Below are 17,724 nucleotides of genomic sequence, written 5' to 3'. Positions count from 1 at the left end.
TGTTCTCCCTAGGCAATCGTTACAGTTTCCTATCGATGCCGCGCGCGCCATGCTTGGCTCTGTTCGACAGAAGGCCGACCATGAATGACGCTGCTCACGACGTTGCCGATGCGCCCCAGGGCATTCGCACCCTCATCGTCGACGATTCCCCCGAGTTCCTGAATGCCGCCCGACAGTTCCTGGAGCGACTGCCGAGCGTCGAACTCGTGGGCACTGCAGAAGACGGCATGCAGGCCCTGGCCCTGGTGGCCAGCGCGCGGCCAGACCTGGTGTTGATGGACATCACGATGCCGAGGCTCAACGGCCTGGAGGCCACGCGGACGATTCGCACCGAGTTCCCGGGCGTGCATGTCATCATAATCACCCTCCACGATTCCGCGGAATTGAGAGCCACCAGCATCACGGCTGGGGCCGACGGGTTCATTTCGAAGAGCGCGTTGCGCGACGAACTGCCCGGCGCCATCGCGCAGCTGTTTTCAAGCCGCACCAGCAGCACGGAGGAGATGCGACCATGACAGACGCGAACGCGGCGTCTGCCGGGCGAGGCGTCCAACTGGCCGGTGGGCTGGCCATCGTCGTCGGTGGCTTGGTGTCGGTTGGCTGGGTTCTCGACATCGCCCCGCTGAGTAGCATGCTGCCGGGCCAGGTGTCGATGAAGCCGAATACGGCGGTCGCGTTCGTCCTGGTGGGGATTGCGCTGCTCTTCGCCTCCCGCTCGATGTCGACGCTCGACCCTCGGCTCTCAACCCTCTTTTCCCGGCTGGGGGGACTCTGCGCACTGGTGGCCGGACTGATCGGGCTGTTCACACTCGCTGAATACGCCTCGGGTTGGAATCCCGGTCTTGATCAGTGGTTCGGCCAGGAGCCCGTCGCGTCCGTGGGTACGTCGCATCCGGGCCGGATGGCACCCGACACGGCATTGTGTTTCGTCCTCCTGGCGGCGGCCTCATGGCTGCTGGGCCGCCCGCGCCCATCACGCTGGAATCTGATCACGACGGGGACATTCGGTACGCTTGTGGCGACGATTCCGCTGGCGGCGATGCTGTCGTATCTCACGCCCATGCTCGGGGCGTACGGCTGGTGGGGCTATACCGTGATGGCCATTCCCACGGCCGTGCTGCTCGTAGTGTTGGGGCTGGCGGTCGCATCCATGGCCTGGCGGCCGGGCGTCGTGGGCTGGTCGCTCGGTGGCAAGACGACCGCGACGTTTGCCGCCGGACTCGCGCTGATGGCGTTCATCGGGCTCAACCTCAGCAGAGGTCTTGTGCGGACGGCCGAGATCGAGGGCCGGGTCGCGCACACCGAGCAGGTGCAGCTAGGCCTCGCGCGATTCCGCAGCAACGTGGTCCAGGCCCAAAGCAGCACCCGCGGCTATATCATCACCGGAGAGGAGCGGTTCGCGACTTCCTATCTCGCGGCTGCGAACCGCTGCCACGAAGAAATGACGGCGCTGCGCGGGCTCACGGCGGACAATCCGTCCCAACAGGGACGCCTCGCCCGACTGGAACCACAGGTCACGGATGCTCTCCAGTGGTGGCAGCAGACACTTGAAACCCGCCGCACGAACGCCGACTCATCCGCTCAACGCGTAGAGTCCGGCACCGGCCAACGCCTGATGGACACGGTCACGTTGACCCTCGAACAGCTGGAGAGTGAGGAGCGCCAGTTGCTCCAAAGGCGCGAACGTGAAGCGGTCGGCGTCATTCGATTGTCCCAGGCCGTCGTCTCCTCCGGCACGATCGCCAGCTTGGCGATGTTTCTGGGGGCGCTGTGGAGCGTCAACCGCGCTTCGATCGAGCGCAAGCGCGGGGAGGAAGCGTTACGTGCCAGCGAGGCACGCTATCGGTCCTACACTGACGTGACAGGTCAGATTGGATGGGTGACGAATGCTGACGGTGCAGTCGTAGAGGATGTTCCGTCGCTCAGGAGATTCACCGGTCAGACCTATGAGGAGACCAGAGGCTCGGGATGGGCGAAGGCCCTCCATCCGGATGACCTGGCGCGCACGGTGCGGGTGTGGAATGAAGCGGTGGCCACCAGGAGTTCCTATGAGGTGGAATACCGCCTGCGCAGGCACGACGGCGTGTACCGGCATTTCCTGGCACGGAGTTTCCCCGTCGTGAGAGCAGACGGAAGCGTTCAGGAGTGGGTTGGAACCTGTATCGACATCACCGAGCGGCAGCAGGCCGATGAGGCTCTGCGCGAGAGCGCCCAACAGTTCCGCATTCTGTTTGACCAGGCCACCGACGGCATGATGCTGGCGGATGCGGAAACCACACGCATCACGCTCTCCAACCGGCAAATGCAGCGACAGATGGGTTACTCGGAAGACGAGATCCTCCAGTTGTCCGTGCGGGATCTTCACACCGCCGCCGATCTACCCACCATGCTCACGCAGTTTGAGACACTGGCCCGCGGGGCCGTGAGCTTGGTCCCCAATGCGCCCATGCGGCGCAAGGACGGCACGGTGTTCTATGCCGACATTGGTGGCGGGGTGGTCCGTTTCCGGCAGCGTGATTGCCTGCTCGGCATCTTCCGCGACGTCACCGAACGCAAGCGGGCCGACGAGGCGCTACGCGCCAGCGAGGAGCGGTTCCGCATTGCTGCCGAGACGGCAAACGACGTGCTCTATGAATGGGATCTGAAGCAGAGCGTCCAGTGGCTGGGACACGTCGACGAGATGCTTGGCTACGAGCCGGGGGAGTTCCCGCGAACGCTGGACGGTTGGGCGCAGTCGGTGCATCCGGATGACATCGAGCGGACGATGGCCGAGGTTCAAGCCCACGTCGATAAGCGCACGCCCTATGTCACCGAGTATCGTGTCCGGCGAAAAGACGGGGTCTATCGCTGGTGGTCGGCGCGGGGCGCCGCCGCCCGGACCCCGGATGGCGAACCGCTTCGCATGATTGGCTCGATCACGGACATCACCGAGCGCAAGAGCGCCGAGAACGAGTTGCGGGAAACGAGTGAATTCCTGGAAAACCTGTTCGACCACGCGAACGCTCCCATCATCGTCTGGAGCCCTGAGTTCCGAATCACCCGTTTCAACCACGCCTTCGAATCCCTGACCGGGCGACGCGCGGAGGACGTCATTGGCGGCCCTCTCGACATCCTGTTCCCGCCGGACCGGGTGGCCGACGCGATGGCGCTCATCAGCGGGACGACCGGAGGCGAGCGGTGGGAGACGGTCGATATCCCCATTCGCCGTCTCGATGGGGCTGTCCGCACCGTCATCTGGAACTCTGCGACGATATTCGGGGAGGATGGCACCACGCCGGTGGCGACCATTGCGCAAGGCCAGGACATCACCGAGCGCAAGAGCGCCGAGAACGAGTTGCGGAAGCGCACGGACATGCTGGCCCGAACGGGGCAGATTGCGCATTTGGGCAGTTGGGAATGGGATGTGGCGAAGGACAGCGTGATCTGGTCTGATGAACTGTTCCGCATCTTCGGGCTGGCCCCTGGCGGAAGAGCCCCGTCGCTTGCGGCATGTTCAAAATACTATAACCCTGACGATCTGCGTCGCCTCGAGGCCGCGATCGCAGAAACCATCACCAATGGCACGCCGTTCGAGATGGAGATTGCCATGACCCGCCAGGACGGCGAGAAACGGATCTGCCTGGCCCGAGGCCATTTGATCAGCGCACTGGGGAGCTCGCCGCAATTGGGGGGATCGTTCCACGACATCACTGATCACAAACGGTTGGAACTGGCGGTGCGCACCAGTGAGGAGCAATTCCGGACGATGGCGAATGCCATGCCCCAACTGGCCTGGATCGCCAAGGCGGACGGCTTCATCTTCTGGTACAACCAACGCTGGTATGAATATACCAACACCACTCCGGAACAGATGGAAGGGTGGGGCTGGCAGAGCGTGCACGATCCGGATGTCCTTCCGCAGGTCATGCACAATTGGACGGGCTCGATCGCGTCCGGCAAACCGTTCGAAATGCAATTTCCGTTGCGCGGCGCGGATGGGCGCTTCCGTACCTTCTTGACGCGCGTGCAACCGATCAGGGATGCGTCCGGGCAGGTGGTGCAGTGGTTTGGGACGAACACGGACGTGGAGCCAATGAAGCAGGTGGAGGAGGAAGTTCGCACGCTCAATGCCGAACTGGAGCAGCGCGTGCGCGGTCGCACCGCCCAACTGGAAGCCTCCAACAAGGACCTGGAGGCGTTCAGTTACTCCGTCTCGCACGACCTGCGTGCGCCGCTGCGGGCGATTGATGGTTTCGGCCGGATTCTGAAAGAAGACTACGAGAGCCATCTCGACGCAGAGGGCCAGCGGCTGCTCGGCGTCATCTCCAGCGAAACCCAACGCATGGGACACTTGATTGATGACTTGCTCGTCTTCTCGCGCCTGGGACGCCAGAACATGGAAGCTCTAGACATTGATATGACGGACATGGCCCAGGCCGTCTTCGACGAACAGGCGGCTCAGGCCCCGGAACGAGCCTTGCAGTTGGAGCTGAAGCCGCTGCCGCCGACCCAGGGCGACCGGGCCATGCTGCGCGTGGTGCTGGGCAATCTCCTCTCCAACGCCATCAAGTTCACGAGGCCTCGAAATCCTGCGGTGATCGAGATCGGGAGTCGCCGCGAAGACGAGCAGGACGTCTACTACGTGAAGGACAACGGCGTCGGATTCGACATGAGGTACGCGCACAAACTGTTCGGCGTCTTTCAACGGCTGCACTCCTCAGACGAGTTTGAAGGGACCGGCGTCGGGCTGGCCCTGGCTCAACGCGTCGTCCAACGCCACGGCGGACGCATCTGGGCCGAGGCGAACGTCAACGAAGGCGCCGTCTTCTCGTTCTCGCTGCCCAATATGAAGGAACAACAATGACTACCGAAAACGGCGTGGAACTCCTGCTGGTCGAAGACAACCCACACGATGCGGAAATGACCGTACGGGCGCTCAAGAAGCGCAACCTGGCCAACCATCTCACGTGGGTTAAGGACGGGGCGGAAGCGCTCGACTACCTTTTCGGCGCGACAACCGGTGCGTTGTCCGCACACACCCATACGCCGAAGGTCATTCTGTTGGACCTGAAACTGCCAAAAGTAGACGGGTTGGAAGTACTGCGCCGGCTCAAGGGCGACGACCGGACGAAGATCATTCCGGTGGTCGTGTTGACCTCTTCGCGCGAAGAACAGGACATGGTGCAAAGCTACCGGCTTGGCGTGAACAGCTACATCGTCAAGCCAGTGGACTTCGAGAACTTCTCCGAAGCGGTGGCGCACCTGGGTATGTACTGGTTGTTGCTGAATCAACGGCCCGAGCCCGTCTCGAGCACGTGATCCTCAGGCCCCGGCCATGAACGAACCCATCCGCGTGCTCGTCGTCGAAGACCGACCGCCAGACGCAGAACTGATGTTGCGCGAACTGCGGCGCGCAGGCTACGAACCAGAGTGGAAACGCGTCGAGACGGAATCGGACTACCTGGCCGAGCTCGGCAACGGTTGGGAGATCGTCCTGAGCGACTACAAGCTGCCACAGTTCAACGGCCTGCGGGCTGTGGAGTTGTTGAAAGCGCGCGGGCCGGACATTCCGATCATTATCGTCTCGGGCACCGTCGGCGAAGAGACCGCTGTCGAAGCTCTCAAAGCCGGCGCGAACGACTATCTGATGAAGGACCGGCCGGCGCGGTTGGGCTCTGCCGTCCAGCGGGAATTGCGGGACGCCGCCGAGCGCAGGGCACGGAGGCTCGCCGAATCGGCGCTGCGGGAGAGCGAGAGGCGGTTGAGAGATATCACGTCCAGCCTGGGGGAATGGGTGTGGGAGGTGGACGAGAACGGCGTCTACACCTACAGTTCGCCGAGCGGGATCGAGATGTTCGGAGAGACCATCGGCAAGACGCCGTTCGATTTCATGACGCCGGACGAAGGCCGGAGAATCGGGGCAATCTTCTCGGACATCGCCGCCCGCAGAGCCCCGATCACCGACCTCGAGAACTGGAATATCACGAAAAGCGGCGACCGCGTGTGTCTGCTCACGAATGGCGTGGCCACGTTTGACGAGGAAGGGCGGTACACCGGCTACCGCGGCGTTGATCGGGACATCACCGGGCGCAAGCAGGCGGAGGCCGAAAAAGCCAGGCTCGAAGTCCAGCTGCAGCAGGCCCAGAAGATGGAATCGGTGGGCCGGTTGGCGGGAGGGGTGGCCCACGATTTCAACAACATGCTAGGCGTGATCCTTGGGCATGCAGAGCTGGCGCTCGGGCAGGTAGACCCGGCGCAGCCGCTCTATGCAGACCTCGAGGAAATCCGCGCGGCGGCCGCTCGCTCTGCCGCCCTGACCCGTCAGCTGCTCGCGTTCGCCCGCAAACAGACCGTCTCGCCCAGAGTCCTGGACCTGAACGAGATGGTTGCGGGCATGGTCACGATGCTACGCCGGCTCATCGGCGAGGACATCGATCTTCAGTGGCGGCCGGGCGCGGATCTGTGGCTGGTCAACATCGACCCGTCGCAGACCGACCAGATCCTGGCGAACCTGTGCGTCAACGCGCGCGACGCCATCGCAGGGGTCGGCACGCTGACTGTCGGCACCGGAAACAGCATGCTCGACGAGCACTACTGCGCCATGCACGCGGGGTGCGTCCCAGGCCAGTATGTACGGCTCGAGGTGAGCGACAACGGCTGCGGCATGGACGAGGAAACGCTGGCCCACGCGTTCGAGCCGTTCTTTACGACCAAAGAGAGCGGCAAGGGCACGGGCCTCGGGCTGGCCACGGTGTACGGCGCAGTCAAACAGAACCACGGCTACATCGATCTCGTCAGCAAGCCCGGGCGCGGAACCACGTTCACGATCTACCTGCCTCGCTATGCGGGCGTGTCTGAATCGGCCCCGATCGACGGCGCGGCCAGGCCCCTCCTGCACGGCCAGGAGACGATCCTGCTGGTGGAGGACGAGCGGTCCATCCTGACGCTGACGCAGAGGATGCTTGAATACTGGGGCTACACGGTGTTGGCGGCTGGCACGCCACGGGAAGCTCTCCGTCTGGCCAGGGCACACACGGGCGAGATCGGCCTGCTCATCACTGACGTAATCATGCCCGAGATGGACGGTCAGGCCCTGGCGATGAATCTGGCGGCCCGGCATCCAGGACTCAAGCGCCTGTTCATGTCGGGATACACGGGAGACGTGATCGCCAACCACGGCGTGCTGGATGAAGGCGCGCATTTCATCCAGAAGCCCTTCTCCACGGCAGACCTGGCCGCCAAGGTGCGGATGGCGCTGGAGACTCCGAACTAGCGCGAGCGAACCACGAAAGCTCCCAAGGGTTCGCCGATCAGCCGGCCTTTCCGCCCGGCAGACCCAATTGCTCTCGCAACCATGCCACGTCGGGCTCGATAGAGCTGCGCGGCCCAGCTTCGCTTCTCCATGCGTACTCGGCCAGGAGAGCTTCCAGACGTTCGCAGCCGAGCCGTGTCTTCGCGGCCTCGCGCGGGGTGACGCCGCCGAGAGCTGGAATCTTCCCGTCGAACCAGGCCTCCCAGTGACGCCGGCCCATTTCGGCGAGGATGGCCCGGCCCTCTGGCGTGTCCTCAATGCCCTGGCCGGCGTCAGCAGGATCGTCCGAACCGCCGCCGACCTTCGCGGCTTCGAGGAGAGCGTCAACCGATTCAATCGTCTCCCGCAGGAACAGTCCATCGCTGCCCAGATACTTCTCAACGAGGCGCCGGATCTTCCGGGCCCGTTTCGTCGAATTGACCGACACGCGCAACCCGCCGGGCGACAACGCGAGGTTGCCAAGCGTCGTGTTGTCCCAGTGACGGTGCAGCCTATTCCCGCGCTTGCTCCAGACCAGTTCGACGGTGGTCAACTCACCCGTGTCCGACCACGATGCGTCCGCCAGCAGTTCGTCGTCGTCGTTCGAGAGGGTCAGCGTCTTGAGGCGGTCGAACGCTTCGCGCACGCTGCACCGCACCTTGAATTCCAGCGTCGTCGGTGCCAGCGGATCGCCGTCGGTGTTTTGAAGTCGTGGCGACGCAGGGTGCAGCGCTTCGTGAGCCAGTCGGTGGTAGAGCGCAAGGATCTCCGGGGCGGCGGCCTTCACGCTGGCCCGGTTGACGGGTCCACGCGGGCGGAGGACGGCCTCCCGGTAGTCGATCACCGTCTGATGGCTCGTCGGAGACAGCGGGAATGGTCCCAGCCCGGACATGATTGCAAGATCGCCGTCCGCGATCACGCGGGCGAGAACCACGTGTCCGGCCAGAAGACTCGTCGAAGCGCTCCGTTCCACCACGTGATGGACGTCCCCGCTCAGGATGTCCTTCACGTCGATTGACTGACCAGGCTGAACCGACGTCACCACCATAAAGCTGAGTGGCGCCTCTGCCCCCGCCCGGAGCGCCCGTGTTTCCATCGGCGGCAGATGTTGGCCGTGCGCGCCCAGGTACGCTTCGGCGAGCGTGGTCCTGGGCCAGGACTTGGCTGATCGCCGGAGCGTGCTGGGCCTTGGGATGAAATCGAACGCGAACCAGGGCAGGAAGAGTTGATCCCACTGGCCGTGCGTCAGCGGATCCTCCGGGTCCGGGGAGCCGGAGAAGAACTGCTCGAATGCGTGCTCCAGAAACGATTCGCCCCAGGTGTCACCGGCGAACTCCAGGACCGCCGGGACTACGACGCCCTCGGCCTCGCGCCATGCCCGCCACCTGACCTCGCCCAGTTCTTGGTTCGACAGGCAGCACTGCTTGTACTTGCGCCCGCTGCCGCACGGACATGGGTCATTTCGGCCGACCGACATCGATGACCTCCTGACGTTCGGGAATCAAGCCGAACCACCTGATAGATCGTCGAGGACGAGCACCTCGAGGCCAGCGACGCGTCTGAAATCGAAATCGTTGGTGACAAACCCGGTTGCCCCGCCAACGATCGCCGTGGCGATCTGGATGGCGTCCGGCGTGCGCAGGCGATGCTCGGCTCGGAGCCGCGCTGCCCGATCCGCGATGCCCAAGGTGGGTGGCACCCACTCCAGGTGCCTCAGGAGGGCCGTCGCCGCAAATGCGACGGCCGCGCGGTGACGGTCCTTCATCCGGTACGGCTGCACGAGCAGTTCGGTCAGAGTCAGCGTTGAGGTCACGGCGCTGGCGCCCTGGCCCTGCAGCCACGTGAACAGGGCCGTCGTGGCTTCGAGGTACCGAGGATCGCCTTCCAGGTGGTAGACCAGCGGTGCCGTGTCCACCCCGATCCTGCGGTGGCGGGCGAGAAATGCCCCAAGGCGGGCTGGACCGCTCACCAGCTTTCTCGTTCGCGCACGAGGTACCCGGACGGGTAGGTGCCACGCAGCGATCCCGCAAGAGCTCTGGCCGGATTGCGTGGAACCCGCATCACAACCAGGCTGTCCCCCTGAACCAACACTTCGAGCTTCGAGCCCGGCTTGAGCCGGAGCGCTTCACGAGCCCCCCGCGGCACGACAATCTGGTTCTTGCTCGACATGGTCACCTCTGGCATCATGGCCTCCTTTACAATTGTCAATCAAGGTAAAGCTGGCCGTCAAGGCGGCCGTCACGATCAATGACCCTACTGCCAGGCGCGATCACCTCAGCACGTGCGGAAGACGCTGGATGAGTTGGTGACGGCAGGCTGAGGCGGGCACGGCATGCCGTGCCCGACCCCAGAATCCCGCGTGGTATAGTGCCCATAGCCGTCAGGGGTATCCCTCTGGGATTGAGATACACCCTTGGAACCTGATCCGGTTGAGACCGGCGGAGGGAGCGCGGCATCCCGCCTCGTCCGTTCTCCGTCACCATCAGGCTCCAGGTTGAAGACGACGGGTTTCAAGACCCATTCGGGTGCCGACCGCGCGAGCCGTTTACACAGGTCTTGAAGCCGTCTTTCGTGAGGTTGCCGCGCCGGATCCCGTCCAGCGCGTGCGGAGCACGTCGATGCCGAACGCCAAGCCGTCTTTCGATTCCAAGCCGTCTGATTTTGCCTGCGCGTATCCCCAGTCGCGGAAAGTGTTCATCGAAGGGCCGAACGGCGTGCGCGTGCCGATGCGCGAGGTGACCGTGTCTGGCGGCGATCCTCCCGTCCTGCTCTACGACACGAGCGGCCCGCAGAGCGTCAGCGTTCAGGAGGGCCTGCCGCCACTGCGCCGGGCGTGGATCCTCGGTCGCGGCGATGTCACCCAGGTCGTGCGCTCGCGCCAGCCGCAACCGGGAGAGCCGGCGGTGCCGGGCCACCGGCCGGGCCAGCCGATGATGGCGCTGCGCGGTCGCGGCCCCGTCACTCAGATGCACTACGCGCGGCAGCACAGCATCACCCCCGAGATGGAATTCGCGGCGCTGCGCGAGGGATTCGGCGCCGAGTTCGTCCGCTCCGAGATCGCGCGGGGCCGCGCCATCATCACGGCCAACGTGAATCACCCCGAGATCGAGCCGATGATCATCGGCCGCAACTTCCTGGTGAAGATCAACGCGAACATCGGTAACTCGGCCGTCAGCTCGTCGATCGAGGAGGAGGTGGACAAGCTGCGCTGGGCCACGCTCTGGGGGAGCGACACGGTGATGGACTTGTCGACGGGGAAGGACATTCACCAGACGCGCGAGTGGATTCTGCGCAACTCGGCTGTGCCGATTGGCACGGTGCCCATCTATCAGGCGCTCGAGAAGGTCGGGGGGCGGCCCGAGGAACTGACGTGGGAGATCTACCGCGACACGCTCATCGAGCAGGCCGAGCAGGGCGTGGACTACTTCACCGTGCACGCCGCGGTGCTCCTGCGGCACATCCCGACGACCGCGCGGCGCGTGACGGGGATCGTGTCGCGCGGCGGATCGATCATGGCGAAGTGGTGCCTGGCGCATCACCGCGAGAACTTCACGTACACGCACTTTCGGGACATCTGCGAGATCATGCAGGCGTACGACGTGGCCTTCTCGCTGGGCGACGGACTGAGGCCCGGCTCGATTGCCGACGCCAACGACGAGGCGCAGTTCGCGGAACTGCGCACGCAGGGCGAGCTGACCCGGATCGCCTGGGAGTACGACGTGCAGGTGATGAACGAGGGCCCGGGCCACGTGCCGATGCACCTGATCAAGGAGAACATGGAGAAGCAACTCGACTGGTGCGGCGAGGCGCCGTTCTACACGCTCGGGCCGCTCACTACTGACGTCGCGCCCGGATACGATCACATCACGTCGGCGATTGGCGCGGCGATGATCGGCTGGTACGGCACGGCGATGCTTTGCTACGTGACCCCCAAGGAACACCTGGGCCTGCCCAATCGCGAGGACGTCAAGACGGGCGTCATCGCATACCGCATCGCGGCGCATGCCGCCGACCTGGCCAAGGGCCACCCGCGGGCCAGGGGGTGGGACGATGCCATGTCGAAAGCGCGATTCGAGTTCCGGTGGAACGATCAGTTCAACCTGGCGATGGATCCGGTGACCGCGCGCGCGTTCCACGACGCGACGCTGCCGGCTGATAGCGCGAAACTGGCCCACTTCTGCTCGATGTGCGGCCCGAGGTTCTGTGCCATGGAAATCACGCAGCAGGTGCGCGATTACGCCGCCGCGCACGGCCTCGCAGAAGAGGAAGCGCTGGAGGTCGGGATGCGCGAGCGCGCCGACGCCTTCCACCAGACGCCGGAGATCTACGTGCCGGTCGAAGAGGTGAAGCCGGGGTAGACCGGCGATCCGCTAGCGGATTGGACCGGCGGCTGTGGCTGGCTGCGGCACGATCTGAATCACCGTCGGAAACGTCGCCGGCGTCGCGCCAGGCTTGGGGTTCGGGTAGCCTGGCGCTTCTCCCCACGTGTAGTCCTTGATCGTCACGCTTGGCGGAAACGCCATCGTCTCTTCCCGGAACTTGCCGACGTCAAACATGTGGATCGGCGGCGCCTCGAACACCAGTTCGCCTTTGCCTAGATCGGTCTTGTAGAACGTCACCGTGTTCGAGAATGTCTGCTGTACGCCGAACAGGTAGAAGCGCTGGCCGCGTCCGGCGTCGTACGAGCCGAGGAATGTGGCGCCCGGATACAGCCTCACGCCGAGTTGCGTTTCGGTCGGCTGTGCCTCCGTCGCGGCGTCGGTGGCGGGCTGAATCTTGGGAACGGCTGGAGCCGATGTCTGAGCCGGCGCGGTCGTTGCTGCCGCCGCTGGTTTCGCCGGACCCGGCTGTTGAGCCTGCGCGCCGGTTGCAGGCGCGACGGGCTTGGCCGGCGCTGGAGTGGCGCCGGCTGGTGGCGGCTGAGGTTTGGCCACAGGCGGCTGGGCCTGAGCCTGCCCGGCCATCGCCAGAAGCGCCACACATACCAGAACGCCGCTCACGTACCGAAGGCGGAACATGGGATCATTATATAGACATGGACAGCCACCTGACATTCTGTGCGGCGGAGTTGCCCTGGGCGACGGAGGCCGTCGAGGCGCTCGTGCGTCTTGAGTCGCCGACCGGCGACAAGGCGGCGGTCGACGCCTGTGGGAGGGAAGTCGCTCGGATGATCAGACGGGTCGGCGGCAGCGTGCGCGTGCTGGCGTGCGAGGCGGCGGGCGACCACCTGTTGGCTGAGTTCGGTTCCGGCGCGCGCCAGATTCTGATACTCGGACACCTCGATACCGTCTGGCCGGTGGGCGAACTGGAACGGCGGCCGCTGCGGCACAAGGCTGATGTGCTCTTTGGCCCCGGCGTGTTCGACATGAAAGCCGGAATCGTGATCGCGCTGCTCGCGATGCGCGCACTGCAGGACTCGGCGTCCGAACTGCGCGGCCGGGTGAGGGTGTTGCTGACGAGCGACGAGGAAACCGGCAGTGCCACCTCGCGGAGCATCATTGAAAACGAGGCCCGGCTCTCCGACGCCGTGCTCGTGCTCGAGCCATCGCTGCCTGGCGGCGCCCTCAAGACCGCACGCAAGGGCTGCGGCGAGTTCCACCTGCGCGTGACAGGCAGACCCGCGCACGCGGGGATCGAGCCCGAACGCGGCATCAGTGCCATTCGGGAGCTGGCCCGGCAGATCCTGGCCATCGAATCGCTGCAGGATCCTGCCGGCGGGACCACGCTCAGTGTCGGCATCGTGCGGGGCGGCACCCGCGGCAATGTCATTCCGGCAGAGGCTGAGGCGCTTATCGACGTGCGCGCGGCGACCCTTGAAGACGCCGACCGCGTGACCCGCGCGATGCAGGCGCTTCGGCCGCAGATCCCTGGAGCCGTCCTCAGCGTGACAGGCGGCCTGGATCGGCCTCCATTCGAGCGGACACCGGTGGTCGAGGCGCTGTTTCGCCAGGCGCAGGCCGTTGCGGCTGGCCTTGGGCGAACACTGGGCGAAGGCTCAACCGGCGGCGGATCCGACGGAAACTTCACGGCGGCTCTGGACGTCCCAACATTAGATGGCCTCGGCGCCGTCGGCGCTGGCGCCCACGGACTTGACGAGCACGTCGATCTTGGCCAGTTGCCGTGGCGCGCCGCCCTGATCGCCGGTTTGATCGAACGGATCCTGGCGCGCTAAGTCCTTCGATTCACGAGTTCGGTGGCGAACTCATTCCCTCAGGACTTAGTGCTGAGCGAGGTCGCTGACCGGATTGCGGCGTGAGAATGCGCTATCCTAGTTCCGAGTCGAAGCACTGAGCTGGAACTGCGACGGCTTTCATGCGGATACACATATGGGAAACACATTCAAGACCACACTCCTGCTAGGCCTTCTGAGCGGCGTGCTCATGGTGATCGGCGAGATGCTCGGCGGGGGAGGCGGCCTCGTCATCGCGTTTGGCTTTGCCGTCATCATGAATTTCGGCTCGTACTGGTTCTCCGACAAGATCGTCCTGCGAATGTACAAGGCTCAGCCGGTCGGGCCCGAACACCGGCTCTACCAGACCGTGGCGCGGCTGGCGCAGCGCGCGAACCTGCCGATGCCGAAGGTGTACGTGATCCCGGATCCCTCGCCCAACGCGTTCGCGACCGGACGCGATCCGTCTCATGCGGCCGTGGCGGCCACCGAGGGCATCCTGGGCATCCTCGATGATCGAGAACTGGAAGGCGTCATCGGTCACGAGCTGACGCACGTCAAGAATCGCGACATCCTGATCAGTTCGATTGCGGCCACGCTGGCCGCCGCGATCATGATGATCGCGAACATGGCGCGCTGGGCGGCGTTTTTCGGGGGAGGCCGGAGCGACGATCGCGAAGGCTCGAACCCCATCGCGCTGCTGGCGACGATCATCCTCGCGCCGCTGGCGGCCATCCTGATCCAGTCGGCCATCTCGCGATCCCGTGAGTACGGCGCGGACGCCGGCGGGGCGGAGATTGCCGGCTCGCCCTACGGCCTGGTGGACGCACTCAAGAAGCTCGAAGTCGCGTCGAAGCGGATCCCGCTCGATGCCAATGCGGCCACCGCGCACATGTTCATCATCAAGCCGTTCACCGTGTCGGGCATGATGTCGCTGTTCAGCACGCATCCGCCCACCGAGTCGCGCATCCGCGCGCTGCTCGGCCAGTAGTTGGGGCCAGGCCCCATTTCTGTTCTCTCGGCCCGCCCGCAAGAAACGGGGCCTGGCCCCAAATACGGCTCACAGCAGGTACGCCAGCGCGAAGCCGATCTGGGCGACAAACATCATGCGGTACATGTGCGCCCACGACACGTGGTTTTCCTCGACCGCGAGCGTGTCGGGCTGTCGCAGCATCAGGTAGCAGACGTACAGGCCGTAGGCCGTCATCAGCAGGCCCAGCCCCTGTAGCAGCCAGAAATTGCCGGTGAGAACGCCCATCCACGCGCCCGCCGGGATCATCAGAAACGGCAGCACGAACGAGGGCGAGATCATCCACGCCGCCCGAGTCACGCCATACCGAATCGGCAGCGTCCGGCATCCGCCGCGGGCGTCGCCTTTCATATCGGCGAAATCCTTCGTCGTTGTCGCGCCGAGCAGGAACAGCCCGAAGATCGCCCCCAGGTACCACGGCTCGAACCCGGCCGCGGTCTTCACCGCCGACCAGCCCGCGACTTTCAGCAGAACGCCGCGAGGGATCGCAATCGTCACGTTGGCCCAGATGCCCAGCCGCTTCGTGCGGAACGGGGGCACGGAGTAGAGCGTCGTGATGAACGCGGCTGCCAGCACCATCCAGAAGCACTCGTGTCGGCCGCCCGGCGCCACGAACCACGCGAGGACGAACGCCACCGCAAAACTCACCAGCGTGATGCCCCACGCCTCGCCCAATCCCATCCGTCCGCTCGGCAGCGGTCGCTTCGGCTTGTTGATCCGATCGATCTCGAAATCGAAGATCTGGTTGAGGCCGTTTGAAGCCACGTTCAGCACGGCCGCCATGATCGCCCCGAGGATGGGCGGCACCACCAGCGACCAACTCCACACCTCGCCAGGTCGCGCGCCAATCGCGGTTGCCGCGGCGGACACGAATCCGAGCGCCGGCGCGATCAACGTGAACGGCCGGGCGAAATCCACGACCGTGCGCATCCGGTCCGAACCCGTCATCACATCCTCATCAGCACAAGCGCCACGATGGCGCCCGTGGCGGTGTTCAGGAAATTCAGCACGTCGTTGTTGACAATTCCCGACGCCTCGAGCGTCGCAGCCAGCGCACTCTCCACCAGCGACCCGGCGATGGCGCCTCCGACGACGGCCCAGACGAGCGACATCGGAAGCACATGGAGCCAGACGCCGAGCAGCGCCAGCCCGACCGCGGCCACCACGCCAGTCACGGTGCCTTCAAGCGACATGGCCCCTGGCGTCCCCGGGCGCACCGAAGAGAACGTCGTCACCAGGTACGTCTTGCCGCCCCACGCCTTTCCAATTTCGCTGGCCACGGTGTCGCTGCCGCCCGTCGCCAGGACGCTGACAAACGCGAGCAGGGCCGCGTCGTGGTAGGGCGTGAGGACAGCCGCCAGCGCCGCCACAGCCGCCAGCCCCGTGTTCGCAAACGCGTTGCCTCCCCCGCGATGCCCGCCGCGTTCCTCGGCGATTCCAAGCAGCGACTTCTTCCGCAGGCCGAGCCTCGACGACACAGCTGCCGCGAGGAAGGTCACGAAGAGCAGCGTCCACCCCGCCAGGCCAACGCAACCGTACACGATGACGCCGATCGACCAGCCAATCATCATCCCCGACATGCGGACCGTGCCGGCGCGCCATCCGCCCAGCGCCGCAACCGAATTGACCGCGAGCGCCATCGGCATCTGCTGCCAGACCGCCGCCTGCGTCACCGTCCACACGTCCGCGGTGACCAGTCCCAGCAGCCACAGTGTCGCGCCCGCGACAGCCGGGACGGTCAGGTTGTCATCCAGTTGGATGGGCACCGTCTCGGCCAGTCCCGCGGCGACCACCGCCAGCAAGGGCGCCACGATGATGAACTCGATGGGCGGTCGCGGGCTGACGGCGGGGGCCGTCCACCACGCCAGCATCACGCCCGCGGCGCCTCCGAAGACGAGGAACGCGGCGACGCCTTCGAGGGACTTCTCCGGCTGCCACGGCACGGGGTGGCGCCCCCACGCGCGGCCGACGATCGTCGCGGCGCCGTCCCCGAATGCCAGGATGCCCCACGCGGCAGCGACATAGTCGAGTCGCGACGGAAACGCCAGGATCAACAGCAGAACCGAGAGCGGATAGAGCAGGATGCCGATCGGGTACCCTCGCGCCTGATCAACCGGTCGATTGAGCGCGAGGCCTGAGATCCTCGGCAGCACGAACAGATTGAAAAGAAGCGCGGCGATGGCGCAGAGCGCGGCCTGCTGCCATGTCAGTGCGCGCAGCGCCAGCGCAAACCCGCCCATGCCGACATGCAGCAACTTCCGCCGGGTCTCCGAATAGCCGAGCGTCATGACGCCGATACTCCCTGGACCGCGGCGCGTTCCGATTCCAGCGACGACACGATCTTCGCAATGCCGTCCCGCAGCGGTGTCACGCGATACCCCAGATCCTGGACGGCCCGAGTGCTGTCGAGCGGCCAGTCATGAAGGAGGATCTCGAGCGTGCCGGTCGTCAATTGCGGCGTCCTGCCCAGCCAGGTGGCCAGCAGTTCATCGACGAGCGCCGCCGGCGACACCAGCCAGCCAGGCAGGCGGCGCGGCAGCGGTCGTCCCGTGATCTCGCGGAGGAGGTCAAACGCGCGCATCTGTGGAGCGTTCTCGCCGCCGAGACAGTAGCGGCCTCCAATCTGGCCCCGTTCGATCGCGGCCACGTGCGCAGCGGCGACATCATCCACATACGCAAACGACCAGATGCGCCTGCTCCCCACCAGTCCGGGCAGCCGGCCTGCCAGATGATCCGCAATCATTCGTCCCACCAGGTTGCCATCAGTCTTGCGTCCGGGGCCGTAGATGACGCCGGGATATAGACAGATGAGCGGCACCCCCCGGTCCACTGCCCGGTCGGCTGCCTGGGAGGCCAGGGCCTTTGTTCGCTGATAGTCGTTCCAGGCCGGGACACCCCCGTAGCCTTCGCGAGGCCGTGCAAGAAACGACGAGGTGTAGACGATGCGCGGGATGCCGTGCTGGCGCGCTGCCCCGAGCACGTTGGCCAGGCCGCCGACGTTGATCTCGTCGAATTCACTGGCCCGTTGGCGCCACACGGCCACCAGTGCCGCGGCGTGGATGATGGCGTCGCAGCCACGCGCTGCCCGCACCACTCCAGCGGCGTCACGGATATCGCCGTCGATGGTGGTGACCGCCAGTCCGCTGGTGGAGGCCGATCGGCCGTAGGCGACCACGGTATGCCCAGACTGCCGGAGGGCGCCGACGATGGCCCGCCCGAGATATCCAGTGCTTCCGGTGACGAGGACTTGCACGT

The 17,724-nt window shown here is 65.2% G+C and carries 14 protein-coding genes and 1 riboswitch; of the genes, 7 read left to right on the top strand and 7 right to left on the bottom strand.

Annotated features, from left to right (window positions below):
• Positions 1–80 precede the first annotated feature (80 nt).
• From NTV05_13920 to NTV05_13905, 4 genes are read left to right on the top strand one after another with little or no spacing between them, the layout of a single operon-like run.
• Entirely contained in the window at positions 81–515 is a 435-nt protein-coding gene (locus NTV05_13920; protein ID MCX6545493.1) for a response regulator transcription factor, read from the top strand.
• Positions 512–4,843, top strand: a complete 4,332-nt coding sequence (locus NTV05_13915) for a PAS domain S-box protein (protein ID MCX6545492.1) — start codon at positions 512–514, stop codon at positions 4,841–4,843. Before NTV05_13920 ends, NTV05_13915 begins: the two co-directional genes overlap by 4 nt.
• A complete protein-coding gene (locus NTV05_13910) occupies positions 4,840–5,298 on the top strand; it encodes a response regulator (protein MCX6545491.1) in 459 nt (152 codons plus the stop codon). The genes NTV05_13915 and NTV05_13910 overlap by 4 nt, the downstream gene beginning before the upstream one ends.
• A gap of 16 nt (positions 5,299–5,314) precedes the next feature.
• Positions 5,315–7,252, top strand: a complete 1,938-nt coding sequence (locus tag NTV05_13905) for a response regulator (protein MCX6545490.1) — start codon at positions 5,315–5,317, stop codon at positions 7,250–7,252.
• Between the two features lie 37 nt (positions 7,253–7,289).
• On the opposite strand, the gene NTV05_13900 is transcribed toward NTV05_13905, so the two are convergent.
• From NTV05_13900 to NTV05_13890, 3 genes are read right to left on the bottom strand one after another with little or no spacing between them, the layout of a single operon-like run.
• Positions 7,290–8,747, bottom strand: a complete 1,458-nt coding sequence (locus NTV05_13900) for an SEC-C metal-binding domain-containing protein (protein MCX6545489.1) — start codon at positions 8,745–8,747, stop codon at positions 7,290–7,292.
• Positions 8,748–8,771: 24 nt separating this feature from the next.
• Positions 8,772–9,239, bottom strand: coding sequence for a PIN domain-containing protein (locus NTV05_13895; GenBank protein ID MCX6545488.1), 468 nt, complete (start codon positions 9,237–9,239; stop codon positions 8,772–8,774).
• Complete coding sequence (locus NTV05_13890; GenBank protein MCX6545487.1) at positions 9,236–9,454, bottom strand: AbrB/MazE/SpoVT family DNA-binding domain-containing protein; 219 nt, start codon at positions 9,452–9,454, stop codon at positions 9,236–9,238. The genes NTV05_13895 and NTV05_13890 overlap by 4 nt, the downstream gene beginning before the upstream one ends.
• 188 nt (positions 9,455–9,642) lie before the next feature.
• A riboswitch (TPP riboswitch) is annotated at positions 9,643–9,735 on the top strand.
• Positions 9,736–9,888: 153 nt separating this feature from the next.
• Between NTV05_13890 and thiC the strand changes: the two genes are divergently transcribed.
• Positions 9,889–11,628 carry a phosphomethylpyrimidine synthase ThiC gene (thiC, locus tag NTV05_13885; GenBank protein ID MCX6545486.1) on the top strand — a complete coding sequence of 580 codons (1,740 nt, stop codon included), beginning with the start codon at positions 9,889–9,891 and terminating at the stop codon, positions 11,626–11,628.
• 12 nt (positions 11,629–11,640) lie between these two features.
• Here the strand turns inward: thiC and NTV05_13880 are convergent, their stop codons facing one another.
• The gene (locus NTV05_13880) at positions 11,641–12,288 is read right to left on the bottom strand and encodes a hypothetical protein (protein ID MCX6545485.1); all 648 of its coding nucleotides are present in this window, start codon (positions 12,286–12,288) and stop codon (positions 11,641–11,643) included.
• Between the two features lie 17 nt (positions 12,289–12,305).
• Here NTV05_13880 and NTV05_13875 point away from each other — a divergent pair, with 17 nt between their 5' ends.
• Positions 12,306–13,442 carry a M20 family metallopeptidase gene (locus tag NTV05_13875; GenBank protein MCX6545484.1) on the top strand — a complete coding sequence of 379 codons (1,137 nt, stop codon included), beginning with the start codon at positions 12,306–12,308 and terminating at the stop codon, positions 13,440–13,442.
• A gap of 154 nt (positions 13,443–13,596) precedes the next feature.
• Positions 13,597–14,430: a zinc metalloprotease HtpX gene (locus tag NTV05_13870; protein MCX6545483.1), complete on the top strand. Its 834-nt coding sequence runs from the start codon at positions 13,597–13,599 to the stop codon at positions 14,428–14,430.
• Between the two features lie 69 nt (positions 14,431–14,499).
• Here NTV05_13870 and NTV05_13865 read toward each other — a convergent pair whose 3' ends face one another.
• From NTV05_13865 to NTV05_13855, 3 genes are read right to left on the bottom strand one after another with little or no spacing between them, the layout of a single operon-like run.
• Positions 14,500–15,417 (bottom strand): UbiA family prenyltransferase, encoded by a 918-nt coding sequence (locus NTV05_13865; protein ID MCX6545482.1) that lies wholly within the window; start codon positions 15,415–15,417, stop codon positions 14,500–14,502.
• Positions 15,417–16,757 (bottom strand): DUF92 domain-containing protein, encoded by a 1,341-nt coding sequence (locus tag NTV05_13860; GenBank protein MCX6545481.1) that lies wholly within the window; start codon positions 16,755–16,757, stop codon positions 15,417–15,419. Before NTV05_13860 ends, NTV05_13865 begins: the two co-directional genes overlap by 1 nt.
• Positions 16,754–17,722, bottom strand: a complete 969-nt coding sequence (locus NTV05_13855; GenBank protein MCX6545480.1) for an NAD-dependent epimerase/dehydratase family protein — start codon at positions 17,720–17,722, stop codon at positions 16,754–16,756. The genes NTV05_13860 and NTV05_13855 overlap by 4 nt, the downstream gene beginning before the upstream one ends.
• Positions 17,723–17,724: the final 2 nt, after the last annotated feature.

The sequence above is a fragment of the Acidobacteriota bacterium genome (genome assembly GCA_026393755.1).
GTDB lineage: Bacteria > Acidobacteriota > Vicinamibacteria > Vicinamibacterales > JAKQTR01 > JBAXOX01.
Note: the sequence above shows the minus strand (reverse complement) of the source record. Positions and strands in the feature narration are given on the sequence as shown.

What these genes read in the sequence shown, in the direction of transcription:
- NTV05_13880 (MCX6545485.1), bottom strand. Translation starts at nt 12,288, where the DNA reads ATGTTCCGCCTTCGGTACGTGAGCGGCGTTCTGGTATGTGTGGCGCTT.
- NTV05_13860 (MCX6545481.1), bottom strand. Translation starts at nt 16,757, where the DNA reads ATGACGCTCGGCTATTCGGAGACCCGGCGGAAGTTGCTGCATGTCGGC.
- NTV05_13865 (MCX6545482.1), bottom strand. Translation starts at nt 15,417, where the DNA reads ATGACGGGTTCGGACCGGATGCGCACGGTCGTGGATTTCGCCCGGCCG.
- NTV05_13870 (MCX6545483.1), top strand. Translation starts at nt 13,597, where the DNA reads ATGGGAAACACATTCAAGACCACACTCCTGCTAGGCCTTCTGAGCGGC.
- thiC (MCX6545486.1), top strand. Translation starts at nt 9,889, where the DNA reads ATGCCGAACGCCAAGCCGTCTTTCGATTCCAAGCCGTCTGATTTTGCC.
- NTV05_13905 (MCX6545490.1), top strand. Translation starts at nt 5,315, where the DNA reads ATGAACGAACCCATCCGCGTGCTCGTCGTCGAAGACCGACCGCCAGAC.
- NTV05_13920 (MCX6545493.1), top strand. Translation starts at nt 81, where the DNA reads ATGAATGACGCTGCTCACGACGTTGCCGATGCGCCCCAGGGCATTCGC.
- NTV05_13875 (MCX6545484.1), top strand. Translation starts at nt 12,306, where the DNA reads ATGGACAGCCACCTGACATTCTGTGCGGCGGAGTTGCCCTGGGCGACG.
- NTV05_13900 (MCX6545489.1), bottom strand. Translation starts at nt 8,747, where the DNA reads ATGTCGGTCGGCCGAAATGACCCATGTCCGTGCGGCAGCGGGCGCAAG.
- NTV05_13910 (MCX6545491.1), top strand. Translation starts at nt 4,840, where the DNA reads ATGACTACCGAAAACGGCGTGGAACTCCTGCTGGTCGAAGACAACCCA.
- NTV05_13915 (MCX6545492.1), top strand. Translation starts at nt 512, where the DNA reads ATGACAGACGCGAACGCGGCGTCTGCCGGGCGAGGCGTCCAACTGGCC.
- NTV05_13890 (MCX6545487.1), bottom strand. Translation starts at nt 9,454, where the DNA reads ATGCCAGAGGTGACCATGTCGAGCAAGAACCAGATTGTCGTGCCGCGG.